This is a genomic window from Herbiconiux solani NBRC 106740 (assembly GCF_001571005.1).
In the GTDB taxonomy this organism is placed as follows: domain Bacteria; phylum Actinomycetota; class Actinomycetes; order Actinomycetales; family Microbacteriaceae; genus Herbiconiux; species Herbiconiux solani.
In genome coordinates, this window is record NZ_BCST01000006.1 from 80432 (window position 1) to 97283 (window position 16852).

The 16852-nt window shown below is 72.3% G+C and carries 15 protein-coding genes; 7 read left to right on the forward strand and 8 right to left on the reverse strand.

Going from position 1 to position 16852, the window contains the following annotated elements:
• The first annotated feature begins 49 nt into the window (after positions 1 to 49).
• From HSO01S_RS12030 to HSO01S_RS12040, 3 genes are all read left to right on the forward strand, one after another.
• Positions 50 to 2497, forward strand: coding sequence for a cell wall-binding repeat-containing protein (locus HSO01S_RS12030; protein ID WP_066041710.1), 2448 nt, complete (start codon positions 50 to 52; stop codon positions 2495 to 2497).
• A gap of 10 nt (positions 2498 to 2507) precedes the next feature.
• Entirely contained in the window at positions 2508 to 4268 is a 1761-nt protein-coding gene (locus HSO01S_RS12035; protein WP_066041711.1) for a cell wall-binding repeat-containing protein, read from the forward strand.
• A 100-nt stretch (positions 4269 to 4368) separates the two neighbouring features.
• Positions 4369 to 5328, forward strand: a complete 960-nt coding sequence (locus HSO01S_RS12040) for an SDR family NAD(P)-dependent oxidoreductase (RefSeq protein WP_066041712.1) — start codon at positions 4369 to 4371, stop codon at positions 5326 to 5328.
• 82 nt (positions 5329 to 5410) lie between these two features.
• On the opposite strand, the gene HSO01S_RS12045 is transcribed toward HSO01S_RS12040, so the two are convergent.
• From HSO01S_RS12045 to HSO01S_RS12065, 5 genes are all read right to left on the reverse strand, one after another.
• Positions 5411 to 6271 carry a hypothetical protein gene (locus HSO01S_RS12045; protein WP_066041714.1) on the reverse strand — a complete coding sequence of 287 codons (861 nt, stop codon included), beginning with the start codon at positions 6269 to 6271 and terminating at the stop codon, positions 5411 to 5413.
• A 4-nt stretch (positions 6272 to 6275) separates the two neighbouring features.
• Entirely contained in the window at positions 6276 to 7130 is an 855-nt protein-coding gene (locus HSO01S_RS12050) for a glycosyltransferase family 2 protein (RefSeq protein WP_066041717.1), read from the reverse strand.
• Positions 7127 to 8278 (reverse strand): glycosyltransferase family 4 protein, encoded by a 1152-nt coding sequence (locus tag HSO01S_RS12055; protein ID WP_066041718.1) that lies wholly within the window; start codon positions 8276 to 8278, stop codon positions 7127 to 7129. The genes HSO01S_RS12050 and HSO01S_RS12055 overlap by 4 nt, the downstream gene beginning before the upstream one ends.
• 112 nt (positions 8279 to 8390) lie before the next feature.
• A complete protein-coding gene (locus HSO01S_RS12060) occupies positions 8391 to 9095 on the reverse strand; it encodes a response regulator (protein WP_066041719.1) in 705 nt (234 codons plus the stop codon).
• The gene (locus tag HSO01S_RS12065; protein WP_066041721.1) at positions 9092 to 10777 is read right to left on the reverse strand and encodes a sensor histidine kinase; all 1686 of its coding nucleotides are present in this window, start codon (positions 10775 to 10777) and stop codon (positions 9092 to 9094) included. The genes HSO01S_RS12060 and HSO01S_RS12065 overlap by 4 nt, the downstream gene beginning before the upstream one ends.
• Before the next feature lie 188 nt (positions 10778 to 10965).
• Between HSO01S_RS12065 and HSO01S_RS12070 the strand changes: the two genes are divergently transcribed.
• Positions 10966 to 12414, forward strand: coding sequence for a cation:dicarboxylate symporter family transporter (locus HSO01S_RS12070; RefSeq protein ID WP_066041722.1), 1449 nt, complete (start codon positions 10966 to 10968; stop codon positions 12412 to 12414).
• Positions 12415 to 12518: 104 nt separating this feature from the next.
• Positions 12519 to 13340 (forward strand): HpcH/HpaI aldolase/citrate lyase family protein, encoded by an 822-nt coding sequence (locus HSO01S_RS12075; RefSeq protein ID WP_066042206.1) that lies wholly within the window; start codon positions 12519 to 12521, stop codon positions 13338 to 13340.
• A gap of 141 nt (positions 13341 to 13481) precedes the next feature.
• On the opposite strand, the gene HSO01S_RS12080 is transcribed toward HSO01S_RS12075, so the two are convergent.
• Positions 13482 to 14483 carry an aldo/keto reductase gene (locus tag HSO01S_RS12080; RefSeq protein ID WP_084361615.1) on the reverse strand — a complete coding sequence of 334 codons (1002 nt, stop codon included), beginning with the start codon at positions 14481 to 14483 and terminating at the stop codon, positions 13482 to 13484.
• Between the two features lie 208 nt (positions 14484 to 14691).
• On the opposite strand from HSO01S_RS12080, the gene HSO01S_RS19085 reads away from it, so the two are divergent.
• Positions 14692 to 14868, forward strand: coding sequence for a hypothetical protein (locus HSO01S_RS19085; protein ID WP_169799981.1), 177 nt, complete (start codon positions 14692 to 14694; stop codon positions 14866 to 14868).
• A gap of 36 nt (positions 14869 to 14904) precedes the next feature.
• Here HSO01S_RS19085 and HSO01S_RS12085 read toward each other — a convergent pair whose 3' ends face one another.
• Positions 14905 to 15798: an SDR family oxidoreductase gene (locus tag HSO01S_RS12085; RefSeq protein WP_066041724.1), complete on the reverse strand. Its 894-nt coding sequence runs from the start codon at positions 15796 to 15798 to the stop codon at positions 14905 to 14907.
• Between the two features lie 126 nt (positions 15799 to 15924).
• Here HSO01S_RS12085 and HSO01S_RS12090 point away from each other — a divergent pair, with 126 nt between their 5' ends.
• The gene (locus tag HSO01S_RS12090) at positions 15925 to 16500 is read left to right on the forward strand and encodes a TetR family transcriptional regulator (RefSeq protein WP_066041725.1); all 576 of its coding nucleotides are present in this window, start codon (positions 15925 to 15927) and stop codon (positions 16498 to 16500) included.
• A 14-nt stretch (positions 16501 to 16514) separates the two neighbouring features.
• On the opposite strand, the gene HSO01S_RS12095 is transcribed toward HSO01S_RS12090, so the two are convergent.
• Positions 16515 to 16829, reverse strand: coding sequence for a DUF2510 domain-containing protein (locus tag HSO01S_RS12095; protein ID WP_066041726.1), 315 nt, complete (start codon positions 16827 to 16829; stop codon positions 16515 to 16517).
• Between the last annotated feature and the right edge of the window lie 23 nt (positions 16830 to 16852).

The following is a 16852-nucleotide window of genomic DNA, read 5'->3' on the forward strand; positions in this document are numbered from 1 at the left end:
CCGCGCGTCGCGCCGGGTCGGCGTAGCGGCCGTCACCTAGCGTGGAGGCATGCGCGCTCCGTACCTCGCCCGACACGTCCGTGCCCTGACGACGGGCGCCGTTCTGCTGGCGCTGGTGGCCGCCGGAGCCGCGGCGCCTGCCGCCGCTGCGACCGTGCCGGGCAACGCGCTGGGCACCGCACCGGCCGGGGCTGCGACCGAGACGACGGACCCGACCAACCCCGGCGCGACGACCGCCCCTGCAGACCAGACCGACCCTGGCGCCCCGGTCGACCCGTCCGCGCCGCCGGCGACGATGAAGAGCTACGACGCGGCCGACTTCCAGGCGCTCGCCGAGCAGCTGCCCGCCGAGCTCGGCGAGGCCGTGCAGCGCGACCTGGGCGAGTCGACGGAGGACTACCTGGCCCGTGCCGCCGCCGCGGTCGACGCCGCCGCGGTGGTCGGCGACCTGACCGAGGACGGCGTGGGCCTCCTCGGCTCGCGCCTGGAGGGCACCGAGCTCGTCGTGAACGTGGCCTCGCCCGACGACGTCCCCGCCGTCGAGGCGGTCGGCGCCCGCGCCGAGCTCGGCGAACCGGTCACGCCCGACTACTCCGGCGCCACCCTCGACGCGCTCGGCGACCTGGTCGGCGGCCAGGGCTTCTCGTTCACCACGCAGGAGTACACCTTCGTCTGCTCGGTGGGCTTCAACGGCCGCACCAAGTCGGGCATCCACCTGCACGAGTTCATCACCTCGGGTCACTGCATCGAGCCGAACCGCACCTTCGGCACCGACTTCTACGAGTCGCGCCAGTCATCGGCCGGCGCCTCGCCGTCGCGCGCCGCGGTCATCGGGTCGCCGATCGACAGCCTGTTCCTGTTCGGCAACGGCGCCGACGTCGGGCCGGTCATCACCGCCGGCGGCTGGAACCCGCAGCCCGCGGTCTCGACCTGGGGCGGCGGGCAGGGAGCGCTGACCGACGGCAACCCCATCCGCGTCACCGACTACACCCCGGGCATCGTCGGTGCCCCGATCTGCAAGTCGGGCCGCACCACCGGATGGACGTGCGGTCAGATCCTGGTCGTCAACGAGTCCTTCCCGGTCTACAACCACTCCAGCCAGCCCCGGTACGTGAACCTCACCCTCACCGACGTCTGCATGCGCTCGGGCGACAGCGGATCCGCCGCGGTGATCGGCACGGCCGCCTTCGGCCTCGGCACGGCGGGCGACTGGGTCGGCAACTGCGACCGGTCGTCGCAGCCGAACGCGATCTCGGCCTTCTTCCCGATGATCACCACCGACGGCACGCCCAGCATCACCACCTCGCTGCCGGACTGGGAGTTGACCGTCGACGTCGCGACCCCGGTCGTCAACCCGCCGACCTTCGTCGGTGACGCCATCCGCGGCACGGTCGCGAACGTCAACCCCCGCACCTATGTGCGCGTCGTGATCGACGGCAGCCCCTACGCGGTCACCCCGGATGCGAGCGGCGCCTGGTCGGTGCCCATCCCCTCGAACCTGACCTCGGGCACCCACAGCTACACGGTCAACGCGGGCTGGGGTACGATCTCCGGCTCCGGCACGGTGTCGGGCACCTACTCGCTGAAGCCGCGGCCGACGGTGCAGCGCATCTCCGGCCCCGACCGCTACGACGTCGCCGTGCAGATCTCGCGGCAGACCTTCCCGGGCACCGCGCCCGTCGTCTACCTCGCCGCCGGCGGCAACTACCCGGATGCGCTGAGCGCCGCGCCCGCCGCCGTGCACCGCGGCGGCCCCCTCCTGCTCACCCTCGGCGACCAGCTCCCCGCCGGTGTGGCCGACGAGCTCCGCCGCCTGCGGCCCTCGGAGGTCGTGATCGTGGGCGGAGCGAACTCCGTGGGCGAGTCGGTCGCCGACGCCGTGCGGGCGATCGTGCCCTCGGTGCGCCGACTGGCGGGATCCGGCCGGTACGAGACCTCGCAGCTGGTCGTGCGCGACGCGTTCCCGAGTGCCACCCGCGCCTACGTGGCCACGGGCCAGAACTTCCCGGACGCCCTGTCGGCGAGTGCGGCCGCGGGCTCCTCGGACATCCCGGTGCTCCTGGTCCAGGGATCGGCCTCGACCCTGGACGACCCGACGCGGGCGACGCTCTCGGCCCTCGGGGTGCAGCGCGCGACGATAGCGGGCGGGCCGAACTCGGTGACCGAGGGCATCCGCTCGCAGCTCGCCTCGCTGCTGCCCGGCGGGGTCGACCGGCAGGCGGGCGTCGACCGGTTCGAGGCCTCGGTCGCGATCAACCGCGCGGCGTTCAGCTCGAGCCAGACGGTGTACATCGCCACCGGCTACAACTTCCCGGACGCCCTCGCCGGCGGTGTGCTGGCCGGGGTGCGGGACGCCCCGCTCTACATCGTGCCGACGAACTGCGTGCCGCGGGGAGTGCTCACCGACATCGTGAACCTGCGCGCCTCGACCGTCGTTCTTCTCGGCGGACCTGTTTCTTTGACCGCTTCGGTGGAACAATTGGCCTCATGTTCGTGATGGGGATCGAATGGGTGATGGGCGCCGGCGACTGATCGGCCGCGCCGGCGCGGCGATCGCCCTGCTGGCCGGGCTCGTACCGGCCGGGATCGGTGTGCTGCCCGCGGCGGCTTCGGTGCCCGCGGCGGCATCGGCTTCTTCTTTCGCATCCGCCGCATCCGCTTCGGCATCCGCCCCGTCGGCGGTCGTGCTCGCGGCGCAGGAGGACCAGGTCTTCGACCGCGTGAACACGCAGCGTGCCGCGAACGGCCTGCCGCCGCTCCTCCGCGACGCGACGATCGAGGCGGCCGCCGAGGAGTGGGCGAACTACATGACCACCCTCGCGAATCCGCTCACGCACAGCCCCAACGACTGGCGCGCCTCGAAGATCCCGCCCGGCTGGCGCACGAATGGCGAGAACATCGCCGTCGGCCAGGTGAGCGCCGACCAGGTGATGAGCGACTGGATGGCGTCGCCGGGGCACCGCGCGAACATCCTGAACAGCAGCTACACCCGGATCGGCGTCGGCTACGTCGCCAGCAACCGCGGAGGGATGTGGGTGCAGATCTTCGGCGGCTACGACAGCAACCCGCCCGCGCCGGTCGGTCAGCTGACGCCCGGAACGCCCACGATATCCGGCACGCCCCGGGTGGGGAGCGTGCTGACCGCCGACCCCGGCGCCTGGGGCCCGGGAGAGGTCTCGCTGTCGTACCAGTGGAACGCGGGTGGCCAGGCACTCGCCGGCGCCACGGGCTCGACCTACCTTCCCGACCAGACGACGGTCGGGCGCCCCATCACCGTCACGATCACCGGCTCGCGCTCGGGCTACGCCTCGGCATCGCGGACGAGCGCCGCGACCACCGCGGTGACGACTCCCTTCACCGTCGACCGGGTGGCCGGCCCCGACCGCTACAGCGGCGCCGTCGCCCTCTCCGTGTCGGGCTACCCTGACGGGGCGCCGGTGGTCTACGTGGCGACCGGCACGAACTATCCGGATGCGCTCAGCGCCGGCCCCGCCGCGGCCGTGCAGGGCGGCCCGCTCCTGCTCACGCTGCCCGACAGCCTGCCTGACGTGGTCGTGAGCGAGCTCGGGCGGCTGAAGCCCGCCAAAGCCGTCGTGGTGGGCGGCACCGCCTCGGTCTCGCCCGCGGTCGAGGCGCAGCTGCGCGGACTCGTGCCCTCCGTCGTGCGGGTCGCCGGGCCCGACCGGTTCTCCGGGTCGCGCGCCCTGGTCGACTACGCCTTCGGTGCCGGAGGGACGCACGGAGCGCCCACGGCGTACATCTCGACCGGCTGGAACTTCCCCGACGCGCTCGCCGCGGGTGCCGCCGGCGGGCACGCCGACTCTCCGGTGCTGCTGGTCGACGGCACGGCGAACGGCACCGACAGCGCCACGAACGCGGCCCTGCTCGCGCTCCACCCCTCGTCGGTCAAGATCGCAGGCGGGCCGAACTCGGTCTCGGGCGGCGTCGCGACCTCGCTCTCGATGGTCGCCCCCGTGCAGCGCCTCGCCGGAGCCGACCGCTACGCCGGGGCCGTGGCAGTCAACCTCGACGCCTACCGCTCCGCCAGCACGGCCTACCTCGCGACCGGACTGAGCTTCCCGGACGCCCTCTCCGGCTCGGCCCTCGCCGGGGCGCAGGACGCCCCGCTGTTCGTGGTGCCCGGCACCTGCGTGCCGCGCCCGGTGCTGGCGGCCCTCACCTCCCTCGGGGTCGGCCGGGTCGTGCTGATCGGGGGAACAGCCACGCTCGCTCCCGAGGTGCAGAACCTCTCAGCCTGCGCCTCGTAGACTGGTGCAGGCGATTTCGCCGTGTCCGCCCTCACCGCTATGGTGAGCTTGTATCGACTTCTGCACCCGATGGGCTCCCGTGATCACTCCCGACCTGGCAATGACTATCCTCGGCGGCGACCTCGCGGCTCCGCTCGTCGACGAGACGTTCGGCCACCTCGGGTCCATCGAGGAGCTGCGCGCGCCGCTCTCGGGCAAGCGCGTGGTCGTCACAGGGGGAGCCGGCAGCATCGGCGGGGCGCTCGCCGTGGCCCTGATCACCGACCCCGACCGCACGGCGCCCGTGATCGTGATCGACACCAGCGAACGGGGCGTCGCCGCCCTGAGCAACTGGGTGACCGCGCTCGGCATGTCCGCCAACCTCCAGGTCGTCGTCGCCGACGTCTCGGACCGTGATCAGATGGACGAGGTCTTCGACCGGATCGCCGCGGAGGTCGTCGTGCACGCGGCGGCGGTCAAGCACGTCGGCACGTGCGAGGCCAACCCGCGGCTGGCGCAGCGCATCAACGTCGACGCCACGCGCATCCTGCTCGAGCAGAGCGCCCTGCGCGGCGTGACCCGGTTCGTGCTGGTCTCCAGCGACAAGGCCACCTCGCGCGTCAACGTGCTCGGCCGCACGAAGTACGACGCCGAGGTCGAGGTGGCCGCGGCCGCCGTGCGCGGTCTCGCGGCCTCCTCGGTGCGGCTGCCCAACATCTGGGGCTCGAGCGGTTCGGTGATCGAGCTCTGGCGCCAGTCGATCGCCCTCGACCTGCCCGTCACCCTCTTCGGGCCCGAGACCACGCGCTACTACCAGTCGGTCTACGACACCGTGCGCATCCTTCTTCTGCTCGCCACCCATCGCGAGACGGCCGCAGGCACCACTTTCGTGGTCTCGGAGGCCGTGCAGCTCAGCCTGGCAGAGGTGCTCGAGCGGGTCGCGGCGGATGCGGGGAACGAGTTGGAGCACCGGGTCGAGCGCCCGCGCCCGGGTGAGATCGCGCACGAGCGGCTGACCAGCCCGGACGAGACGTACGCCGAGACGCCGTGGAACGGCATCCTGGGGCTCGTCCGCGCCTGAGGCCGGCTGCCGCGCCTGGGGCCGGCTACCGCGCCTGGGGCCGGCTACCGCGCCTGAGTCCGGCTACCGCGCCTGAGGCCGGCTACCCCTCGGGGAACTCGAACTGCGGCGGCATCGTCGCACGCTCGGGGTAGAGCTCTTCGAACAGGGCGAGCTTGAGGTCGACCAGCCCGTAGGACTGGTTCGTCTCATCCATCACGAACTCGATGTCGACGCCGAGCTTCTTCAGGGTCATGCCCCGCCGGCGGGCGGCGTAGTAGGTGAACCAGAGGTCGTCGACGAAGAAGTACTTCTCGGGCAGCTCGGTGAAGAAGCCGTCGTCGAGGAAGACGGCGGAGTCGGTGATCATCCCGCCCGGCCCGACATGGTCGACCGGGCCGCCCACCACCGCGGGGCGGCGGTCGTAGTAGTTGCGGCCCACCTCGAAGGCCCACCAGGCCGAGACGGTGCCCGGCGCGTAGGCCGCGAGGGCGGTGCTCACGAAGTCGGACTGCAGGTTCTCGTCGTCGTCGACGACGATCGCGGGGCCGGCACCGTGGGCCCGGGCGTGGTCGCGGGCGAGGTAGAACCGGCCCATCGAGCCGAGGTTGTACGGCGTCTTGACCAGCTGCACCTCGCGGAGCGCGCCGCGGGGGCGGAAGTTCCGAACCACGTCGAGGTAGTGGTCGTGGTCGGCCTTGTTGTTGTTCCAGATGTGGAAGGTGATGCCGGGGGTGCCGGTCTGGCCGTCGAGCGCCTCGAGCATGTCGATCAGGCGGGTGGGGCGGTTCCAGAGGCACATGAAGACGGGGACGGTCTGCTCGGCGGCGGCGGCGGTGCCCGTGCCCGCGCCGTAGTGCACGCGCGTGCTGCGGTAGTGTCCGCCCAGGATGCGGCGGCGGATGACCCGCTTCGCGAGCACCTCGGCTCGGCTCCGGAGGGCGGTGGGGATGCTGGTGGTCATGCGATCAACCTCGGTTCTGCAGGCGCGTGCGGATGCCCAGTCCCGCCCGAAGTACCAGGCGCAAGGGTAGCAGCAAGGGCCCTGAGTACTTCTGCGACAGGAACCGGTAGGCGCTCGCGTGGTGGGCCTCCACCATGCGCTTGGACTCGCCCTCGGTCGAGTGGCCGCCGGAGTGCTCGACGACCGCGTGCGGCGCGTAGCGGTTGCGCCAGCCGTGCGTGCCGAGCCGGTAGCCGAGATCCACGTCTTCGAAGTACATGAAGTAGCCCTCGTCGAAGCCGCCGATCTGCTCGAACGCCGCCCGTCGCACCAGCAGGCACGAGCCGGAGAGCCAGCCCACGTCGACCTCGCCGGCGGTGTCACCGGCGGTGCCGGCGTGGTAGAGCCTGGTCCACGGATTGGTCTTCCAGATCTTCGAGAACAGGGCGTGGCCGATCCCGATCCGGAGCGACGGGATCGCGCGCGCCGAGGGATAGGTGACGCCGTCGGTGAGCACCCGGGGCCCGACCGAACCGATGTCCGGTGCCGACATGCCGACCGCCACCATCCGGTCGATCGCGTCGGCGTGCAGCACGATGTCGGGGTTCGAGATCAGAATCCAGGTGACCGAGGCCGGCAGGGTCGCCACGGCGGCGTTCATCCCGCCGCCGTAGCCGGGGTTGTCGGGGAGCGGGACGTACTCGGCCCCGTGCTCGGCCGCGATGCCGGCGACACGGGAGTGCTGGTCGGGCTTGTTGTCGGCCACGACCACAACGAGCTCGGTGGCGCTGGCCTCGGGCAGCGACTCGAGGAACGGGACGAGCTCGTCCTCGGAGGCGTAGCTCACGGTCACGACCGCGATGTAGGGGTGCTCGCTCATCGGGCCGGAGCCTCGCTTCCGCTCGTGCCGTCGTAGGCGTGCTGGTAGACCTCGGCGCACGCGGCCCAGGTGAAGCGGCTGCTGCGCGCGAGAGCGGCGACCGCCAGTTCGAGGCGCTCCTCGGAGTCGGACAGGAGCACGGCGAGGGCCTTCTCGATCGACAGGGCGTCGGGCTCCGCGTAGGCCACGGCGTCGCCGCCGACCTCAGGGATCGACAGCCGCCTCGTGGTCAGCACGGCGGCGCCGGAGGCCATCGCCTCGAGCACGGGCAGACCGAAGCCCTCGCCGAGGCTGGGGTAGACGACGACCCGGGCTCCGCCGAGGAAGGCGCCGAGCGACTCCAGGGGCAGGTAGCCGGCCTCGACGACGTCGGATGCGGTGGCAGGGTCGTCGAGGAGCCGCAGCGCATCTTCATCCCAGCCCCGCGAGCCGGAGAGCACGAGCTTCGGGGTATCCGGCCGGCTCGCCCGCAGCGCGCGCACCGCGCGGATCAGGGCGGGCACGTTCTTCCGCGGCTCGATGGTGCCGAGGAAGGCGATCCACTCCTCGCCGGGAGCGAGGCCGAGTTCGCCGCGCACCGTCTCGACGGCGGCGGCATCCGGGCGGTGGAAGACGCTCGTGTCGACGCCGAGGTAGGCCACGGTGATGTCGGGGCGGAGATCGGGCACGACCCGGCGGATCTCGCCGGCCGTCGCCTCGCTGACCGCGACGAGGTGATCGGCGCGATGGCCGGCGAGCCGGATCCAGCGGCGGAAGAACTCGCCCTTCAGTCGCGAGTGGGCCTCGGGCGAGCTGAAGAAGGTGGCGTCGTGCACGGTGACGACCCGGCGGGCGCGGGTCAGCAGCGGGAACGTGTAGTGGGGGGAGTGGATGACCGTGCAGCCGAGCCGGCGGGCGAGGGCCGGGAGGCCGCGCTGCTCCCAGAGCAGGCGGGCGGGGCGGCGGGAGAGGCGGGCCGGGGCCACGTGGTAGCGGTGGCCGGGAGCGGCCGCGGTGAGGAAGTCGAGGTCGTCGGCCTTCACGACGATGTCGATGAGCCGCCCGTTCTGCTCGAGTCCGGCCGCGAGGCCGGCGATGAAGCGGGCGACGCCGCCGCGCGACGGCGGGATGGAGGTCGCATCGAGCAGGACACGAGGGGCGTCGGACACGGGCGGTCTTCTCCTCGGTTCTGGGGCGTGCGGTTCTGGGCGGTGCGGTATCGGCTGTGCGGTTCTGCCTGCGTAATCCTAACTTCCGCAGCCGACGGCGGCGCCGACCCGCTCAGCCCGCGTGCGTCGCGCGGTACTCCACCTCGGGCCGCCCCGGTGTCCCGTAGCGCTGGGCCCGCTGCGCGACCCCGATGGCCGCGAGGTGCTCGAGGTAGCGGCGGGCCGTGACCCGGGAGAGCGAGAGTGACGCGCCCAGCTCGGACGCCGAGAGGCCCGCGGGTGCGGCCTGGCGCACGGCGCTCCGCACCTGGTCGAGGGTCTCGGCGGTCAGGCCCTTCGGCAGCTGCGTCGACGACTCGCGGCGGAGCGCGGCGAAGGAGGAGTCGACGTCGTGCTGGTCGGTGACGGCCGATCCCGCGATCCGGTCGTGGAAGTCGCGGTAGGCGTTCAGCTTCTCGGCGAAGGCGGCGAAGCCGAACGGCTTGATCAGGTACTGCACGATGCCGAGCGAGACCGCCGAGCGCACGACGGCCGCATCCCGCACCGCCGTCACGGCGATCACGTCGGTCTCGATCCCGGCCGCGCGCAGGCGCCGGCAGAGCTCGATGCCCGTGGTGTCCGGCAGGTTCACGTCGAGCAGGATCAGGTCGATCGGATGCGCGGCGTCGCGCAGCTCGCGGAGTGCGGCCGACCCGGTGTGCGCGACCCCCGCGACCGTGAACCCGTCGAGCCGGGTGACGTAGGCGGCGTGCGCCTCGGCGGTGAGCGGCTCGTCCTCGACCACGAGCACCCGCAGGGGCGGGAGCGTGGGGGTCATCGGACGGCCTCCGGGCGCGGATCGGTCACGCGCGCCGGCAGGTCGACCGTGAAGCGGGAGCCGTCGACGGCGATCGTGCCGCCGAGCCGGCCGACCGCCTGACGGACGAGGGCGAGCCCGATGCCGCGCCCGCCGCCGAGCTCGGGGGAGCCTGCGCCGGTCGCCAGGGGTTTGGTCGTCGCGCCGAGTTCGAACGCACCGGCGCCGCCCGGCCCTGAGCTGTCGAGCCCTGCGCCGCCCGGCCCCGTGCCCCCGTCCTCGACCGCGATCCGCAGACCACCGTCGTGGCGCGGTTCGACGCCCACGCGCACCCATTGGGCGGAGGGGTCGAGGCCGGCCACCGCATCCATCGCGTTGTCGATCAGGTTGCCGACGATCGTGATCAGTTCGCGCGGCGGCACGGCTCCGCCGGGCAGGTGCTCGGGCACGTCGACGTCGAGCCGCAGGCCGCGCTCGGCCGCCTGTGCCGACTTGCCGAGCAGGAGCGCCAGCAGCACCGGCTCGTCGGCGGCGGTCAGGATGCGGTCGGCCAGCTGCTGGCTCAGCTCCAGCTCCGAGCTCGCCAGCTCGGCCGCCTCGCCCGCCCGGTCGAGCTCGATCAGGGCGATCATCGTGTGCAGCCGGTTCGCGAACTCGTGGGCCTGAGAGCGCAGGGCATCCGAGAGCGTCGTCATCGTCGCGAGCTCGCCGGTGAGCTCCTGCAACTCGGTGTGGTCGCGCACGATCGTGACCGTTCCGGCGAAGGGGCCGGAGGTGCGGGCGCCGCGCCGGGCGACCACCCGGTCGCGGTCGACCACCAGCACGTGGGTCGGCGTGATCACGATCTCGTCGACCGTCACCTCGGCGCTCGCGAGCAGCTCGAGCACGGCGGGCTCCACGGCCGGCGCCTCGAGCGACGACAGCGCCACCACCTCGCCGGCCGTGACGCCGGCGGGCGGCAGGCCGAGCAGCTCGGCGGCGCGGTCGTTGTAGAGCACGAGCCCGCGCGACGTGTCCTGCAGCACGAGTCCCTCGCCGATCGCGTGCAGCACGCCCTCGTAGTAGGCGAACATCCTGCTCATCTCCTCGGCGCCGCGCCCCGCGGTCACCCGCCGCAGGTAGCGGCTGAGGCCCCACGAGGCGAGGCCGCCGAGCAGCACGGCGATCCCGGCGGCGGCGAGCACCGTGCCGATCCGGCCGCCCAGGGCGACCTGGGTGTTCGAGACCGTGATGCCGGCCGAGACCAGCGCGACCACGCGGCCGTCGTCCTCGATCGGGACGACGGCCCGCACCGAGGGGCCGAGGGTGCCGGTGTAGGTCTCGGTGAACGACTGGCCGGCGAGGGCGCGGTCGATGTTGCCCAGGAAGCGCCGGCCGATCTCGGCCGGGTCGCGGTGGGTGTAGCGGACTCGATCCGGCGACATCACGGTGATGAAGTCGATGTCGGCCGCATCCATCACCGAGACCGCGTAGGGCTGGAGGGCCGCCGTCGGGTCGGAGGTCTGCACCGACTCGATCACGAACGGATCCTGGGCCAGGGTCTCGGCCACGGCGAGGCTCCGCTCGGCGGCGTCGCGCTCGACGTCGGCCCGGGCGTCGGCCCAGCTGATGGCCACGGCGGTCGCGGTCAGGGCGACGACGACGATGAACTGCAGGGCGAACAGCTTCGCCGCGATGCTCCACCGCCGAAACCCTCGAATCATGTCCCGCTCCATCGCGTCGTCGACGACCCCGGCCGCTCCGGGCGTCCGGCGTCCTCCCCAGCGTAGACAGCCGGGGCGCGGGCGGGGTGCTGGATGCCGCGAACACTATGAACACAACCCCGGTCGCCGGGCGGTGCCGGGCGAGAGTTGCTCCCACCACACGACGACGTCGACGGAAGAAGGAAGCAATGGCGCTCCACTCACACCCAGAACGCAGAACCGGGACCGGCAGCCGTGACGGCGGCAACGCCGGCCGCAAGCGCCGGATCGGCTCTTCGCACTACCTCTACATCGCGGTGATCGTCGCGGTGCTCTCGGGTGCGGTGGTCGGCCTCGCGGCCCCCGAGTTCGCGGTGAACCTCAAGCCCCTGGGTGACGCGTTCGTCGGCCTGATCAAGATGATGATCGCACCGATCATCTTCTGCACGATCGTGCTCGGCGTCGGCTCGGTCGCGAAGGCGGCCACCGTCGGCAAGGTCGGCGGCCTCGCCCTCGGGTACTTCATCATCATGTCGACCTTCGCGCTCGGCATCGGGCTGGTCGTCGGCAACCTGATCCACCCGGGCGAGGGCCTGAACATCGGCGGCACGACGTACGAGGCGGGGACGGGCGAGGCCAAGAGCACGTCCGAGTTCCTGCTCGGGATCATCCCGACGTCGCTGCTGTCGTCGCTGACCGCGGGCAACATCCTGCAGGTGCTGCTCGTGGCGCTGCTGGTCGGCTTCGCACTGCAGAAGATGGGGGCGAAGGGCACGCCGATCCTCGGGGCGATCCGGCAGATCCAGGCGCTGGTGTTCCGCATCCTCTCGATGATCATGTGGGTCGCGCCGATCGGCGCCTTCGGGGCGATCGCCGCGGTCGTCGGGGCCACCGGGTTCGCTGCGATCATCGGGCTCGGCACGCTCATGATCGCCTTCTACATCACCTGCGCCCTGTTCATCGTGGTCGTGCTCGGCACGCTGCTGTGGCTGGTGGCGAAGGTCAACATCTTCCGCCTGATGAAGTACCTGGGCCGGGAGTACCTGCTGATCGTCTCGACCTCCTCGAGCGAGGTAGTGCTGCCCCGGCTGATCGCGAAGATGGAGCACGTGGGCGTCTCGAAACCGGTCGCCGGCATCACGATCCCGACGGGCTACTCGTTCAACCTCGACGGCACCGCGATCTACCTGACGATGGCCTCGCTGTTCATCGCCAGCGCGATGGGCACCCCGCTGGCGCTCGGCGAGCAGATCTCGCTGCTGGTGTTCATGATGATCGCATCCAAGGGCGCGGCGGGGGTCACGGGGGCCGGGCTCGCCACCCTCGCGGGCGGTCTCCAGGCCCATCGGCCCGACCTCGTCGACGGCGTCGGCGTGATCGTCGGTATCGACCGGTTCATGTCCGAGGCGCGCGCGCTGACGAACTTCACGGGCAATGCGGTGGCCACCCTGCTGGTCGGAACCTGGACGCGGCAGGTCGATCGCGAACAGCTGACTGCGGTACTCTCGGGTTCGCGTCCGTTCGACGAGACGACCATGAGCGCCGACGATCACCTCGATGCCGAGGAGACCGCGGAGGTCGAGCGGGAAGCGCGGCCCTCGACCGCGGCCATCGCTGCGATCGTGGGGGAGATGCAGACGCAGGAGAGGCGACGTTGACCACCGAGACCCCAGAGACCACCACTTCGGCTGCCGCGCCGCGCGGCACGGAAACCGCGTCGAACCCCGCCCCCGGATCTCACGGTCCGGGGGTTCCCGCTGAGATCGCGCGCTCGTGGCTGCTCGTGTCGGCGAACCACCCGGACGCGTTCGACTCGGCCGCCCGCTCCCGGGCCGACCAGATCGTGCTCGACATCGAGGACGCGGTCGACCCGAAGCACAAGGCCACCGCGCGCGACGGGGTCGCTTCGTGGCTGGCCGGTGGCGGCAGCGGCTGGGTGCGCATCAACGACCGCCTGAGCGACTTCTGGAGCGACGACGTCGACCAGCTGAAGGGCCTTCCGGGCCTCAAGGGCGTCATGCTCGCCAAGACCGAGTCGGGCGCGCACGTCACCGAGACCTTCGACCGCCTGGGCGGGAGCACCCCGGTGCTCGTGCTGGTGGAGTCGGCGCTCGGCATCGAGGAGGTCGTGTCGATCGCCCGGGCCCGTGGGGCGTTCCGGCTCGCGTTCGGCAGCGGCGACTACCGGCGCGACACCGGCACGAGCGCCGAGGACATCGCGATGGCGTACCCGCGGTCGCGCCTGGTCGTGGCCAGCCGTGTGGGCAACCTGCCCGGGCCGATCGACGGACCGACGGTCTCGTCGAGCCACCCCATCCTTCGCGAGCAGTCGGCCGTGGCCGTGGCGCTCGGGCTCACCGGCAAGCTCTGCCTCGACGTGGAGCAGCTGCCCGTGATCAACGAGGTCATCAGCCCCACGCAGTCGGATGTGACGTGGGCGCGCGACTTCCTCGACGACTTCGAGGCGCGTGGCCGGGTCATCCGCGACGGCAGCGACCTGCCGCGGCTCGGCCGGGCCGAGAAGATCGACAAGCTCGCGCGGGCCTTCGGGGTGCAGCCCCTCCCGCGCGGCGGCGCGTCCTAGCCCCCGCCCCCCTCGCGCGCACTCACCCCGCGCTCCCCACCCCACCCCCACCTCGCCGAAAAGTCACTTTCACGTCCAAACCCCGCATTTTGGACGTAAAAGTGACTTCTCGGCGGAATGGGGGAGGGTGCGCGGGCGGGGTCAGGTCCAGGGGAGGGACGTGCGGGTGGCCCAGTACGTGGCGGGGGGCTCGGCCAAGGGGGCCAGGCGCTCCTCGGGGAGGGCGGGCACGCGGGATTCGGTGGCCTCGCGAAGCTGGCGGCGGGTGACCGCTCCGCTCAGCACGATGTCGGCCCACGGATGCGCGACCGCCGCCCCGATCGCGAGCCCCACGAGCGGCTGCCCGTCGGCCTCGGCGAGAGCCGCGGCCGCCGCCGGTGCGGCACGCGGGGTGAGGCGTCCGTTGGCCAGCACCTCCTTCACCACCACGAGCCACCGCGCCTCGTTCGCGCGCTCGAGTGCCGGGCCGACCGAGGGCTCGAGCAGGTTCCAGGTGGACTGCACCGCGCTGAAGGGCGAGTCGGGGAGGGCGAGCGCCGCGTCGATCACGGCGGCCTGCTCGGGCCCGCTTGTCGAGAAGCCCACGCGCACGCCCTCGGCGGCGAGCCCCCGCAGCCGGTCGAGCAGCGCCCGGTCGCCGAGCGCCGGGCTGTCGACGGTGAGCGAATGGATCAGGTAGACATCGGGCGCCCCGCCGAGAGCCTCCAGCGTCTCGGGCCACTGGCGCTCGAGCTGGGCGAGGCTGTGCTCCTTGCGTTCGTGCACCGGAGCATCCATCTGCCAGTCGCCGACGTACTCGTACCCCCACTTCGAGCCGATCGTGAGCTCGTCGCGACGGCCCGGATGCGCCGCGAGCCACGACCCGAGGAACTGCTCGGCCAGCCCGTACGAGCGCGCCGCGTCGAAGTAGCGGATGCCCAGCCACCACGCTCCGTCGAGGAGCGCATGGGCCCGCTCGCGCATCGCCTCGACCGTGCGGCCTGCGCTGTCGCCCAGGTCGTCGTCGCGTCCGGCCGTGATGTAGGCGGGGCGGCCGATGGCCGCGAGCCCGAGGCCCAGCCGCGAGGCGAGGCCACCGGTGGCGTCGAGGTGGGGGGAGTCCGGGGAGTCGGGAGAAGCCGGGGAGTCGGGGGAGTCGCTCATCCCACCCAGTCTTCCGCGTCCGAGCCCCGCAGGCCAGCACCCGCCGGGAGGCTCGATGTCGCGGTGAAGTAGCGGTGACTCGGCGCAACGGGGTCTGGACCCCGCGGGTGCAGGCTGACTAGCCTGAGGGCATCCGCTCGGCCGGAGACCCGGTGAGGTGCGGAGGAGCATCCCGACGCGGGCATCCGCATGAGACGAAGGTGGAATCATGGCCGACCTCGAAGTCCAGGCAGCACTCTCCGAAGCGCGGAAGGCCGCCAGCGCGGCGAGCTACGACATCCAGAAGCTGCCTGAGGACACCGTGGAGCGCCAGGCGCTGCACAACCTCGTCACCGCGATCGACTACCTGATCGAGGCGCTGACCGTCGACGACGACTCGGAGTAAGAACCCCGGGCGCCGAGGTGCGGCGCCGCGGCGCGTTCAGACCGCGTAGTAGCCGGCCTCGATGTCGGCGAGGAGACCCTGGTGGGTGGGCACCCACCCGAGGCGTTTGCGCGTGAGCGCGCTCGAGGCGGGGACGTCGACGCCGTAGAAGCGGGCGAGGAAGCCGAAGTGCGCCGCCGCCTCCTCCGGCGCGACGGATCGCGTCGGCACGCCGAGTGCACGGCCGAGCGCCTCGGCGATCTCGCGCGTCGGGATGCCCTGCTCGTCGACCGCGTGCATCGCGCTGCCCGCCGCCTCGTTCTCGAGGGCGAGACGCACCAGTACCGCCGCATCCGCCCGGTTCACGGCCGGCCAGCGGTTCTCGCCGTCGCCCACGTAGCCGGCGAACCCGTGCTCGCGCGCGATGCCCGCGAGGATCGCCACGAACCCGTGGTCGCCCTCGCCGTGCACGCTCGGCGCGAAGCGGAGTGCGACCGTGCGCACGCCCCGCGCCGAGTACTCGGCGGCGAGCTGCTCGGCGCCGCCCCGCGGGGCGTCCGGACCCGAGTGCGGCGACTCGTCGTTCTCGGTCACCACGCGCCCGGGCCCGATCAGCGCGAGCCCCGAGGCGAACAGGAAGGGCCGCCCCGACTCGGCCAGCGCCTCGCCCATCGTCTCGACGGCCGCCCGCTCGGTGCGGCCCGAGGCCTCGAAGTCGCTGTAGTCGTGCTTGAAACCGAGGTGCACCACGCCGTCGGACGACTCGGCCCCGGCGCGCAGCACCGCGGCGTCGTCGAGCTCGCCGCGCAGCGGGACCGCGCCCAGCCGGGTCAGGGCGTCGGCCGAGGCCTCCGAGCGCGCCAGCCCGACGACTTCGTGCCCGGCGGCGACGAGCTCGGCGGTGACCGCTGAGCCGATGAAGCCCGAGGCGCCGGTGACGAATGCACGCATGATCTCTCCTTCTCGCCCGGCGACGAACCGAGCAGCACGCCGGAGACGGGATGTCAGCGACTGACATGACTGTAGCGCCGATGTCGGTCACTGTCATCACCTGCGAGACCTCGGTAGACTGCCTCCATGGCACGTTGGGAACCGGATGCGCGCGGCCGCCTGGCCAAGGCCGCCCTCGAGCTCTACCTCGAGCGCGGCTTCGAGGAGACGACGGTGCTCGACATCGCCGAGCGCGCCGGCGTCACCGAGCGCACCTTCTTCCGGCACTTCACCGACAAGCGCGAAGTGCTCTTCCTCAACTCGGGCGCGCTGCAGGATGCGGTGGTCGCCTCGATCACGGAGGCCCCGCCCGGCGGCTCCCCGCTCGAGGTGCTCGGCGCGGCCCTCATCGAGGGCGGGCGGCAGCTCGGCGTCTCGCGCGAGCACGCCCGGCTGCGGATGTCGGCGATCACCCGCCACCCGAGCCTGCTCGAGCGCGAGCTGCTCAAGCTCTCGACGTTGAGCGGGGCCGCGTCGACGGCGCTCCAGGAGCGCGGGGTCGCCGCCCCGACGGCCCGGCTCGTCGCCGACATCGCCGTCGGCGCGTTCTCGGTGGGCTTCGAGCGCTGGCTCGACGTGGAGGACGACGCCGAAGCCGACCTCCCCGATTCGATCGGTGCAACGCTCGCCGAGCTCAGGGAACTGGCGGCTCCGGGGGCCTGAGGCCGCCCTGCCGCCTACGCGGCCGTCTCGGCGCGGTACACGTGCCGGCGCGGCCCGTTCTCGATCGGCTGGATCGAGGTGGTGGCGTAACGGTAGTGCCGTCCCTCCACGACCACCTCCAGTGGTACCGCCGCCGAAGCGCGCACGGTCGTCACCACCGGGGGTGCGTCCTCGGCCCGGAGTTCCAGGAGCACGCTCCGGAATCCCGAGTCATGGGCCAGGAACGCGGTCCACGCGCTCCCGTCCCACCATCGGTCATTGCCTGTCTCGTCGTCGTACCAGCCCGCCGGGGTCGCGGTGAAGGCGGTCTTCGGGTGCAGTCCGTCCATGAAAGGTGATTCGGATCATCCCG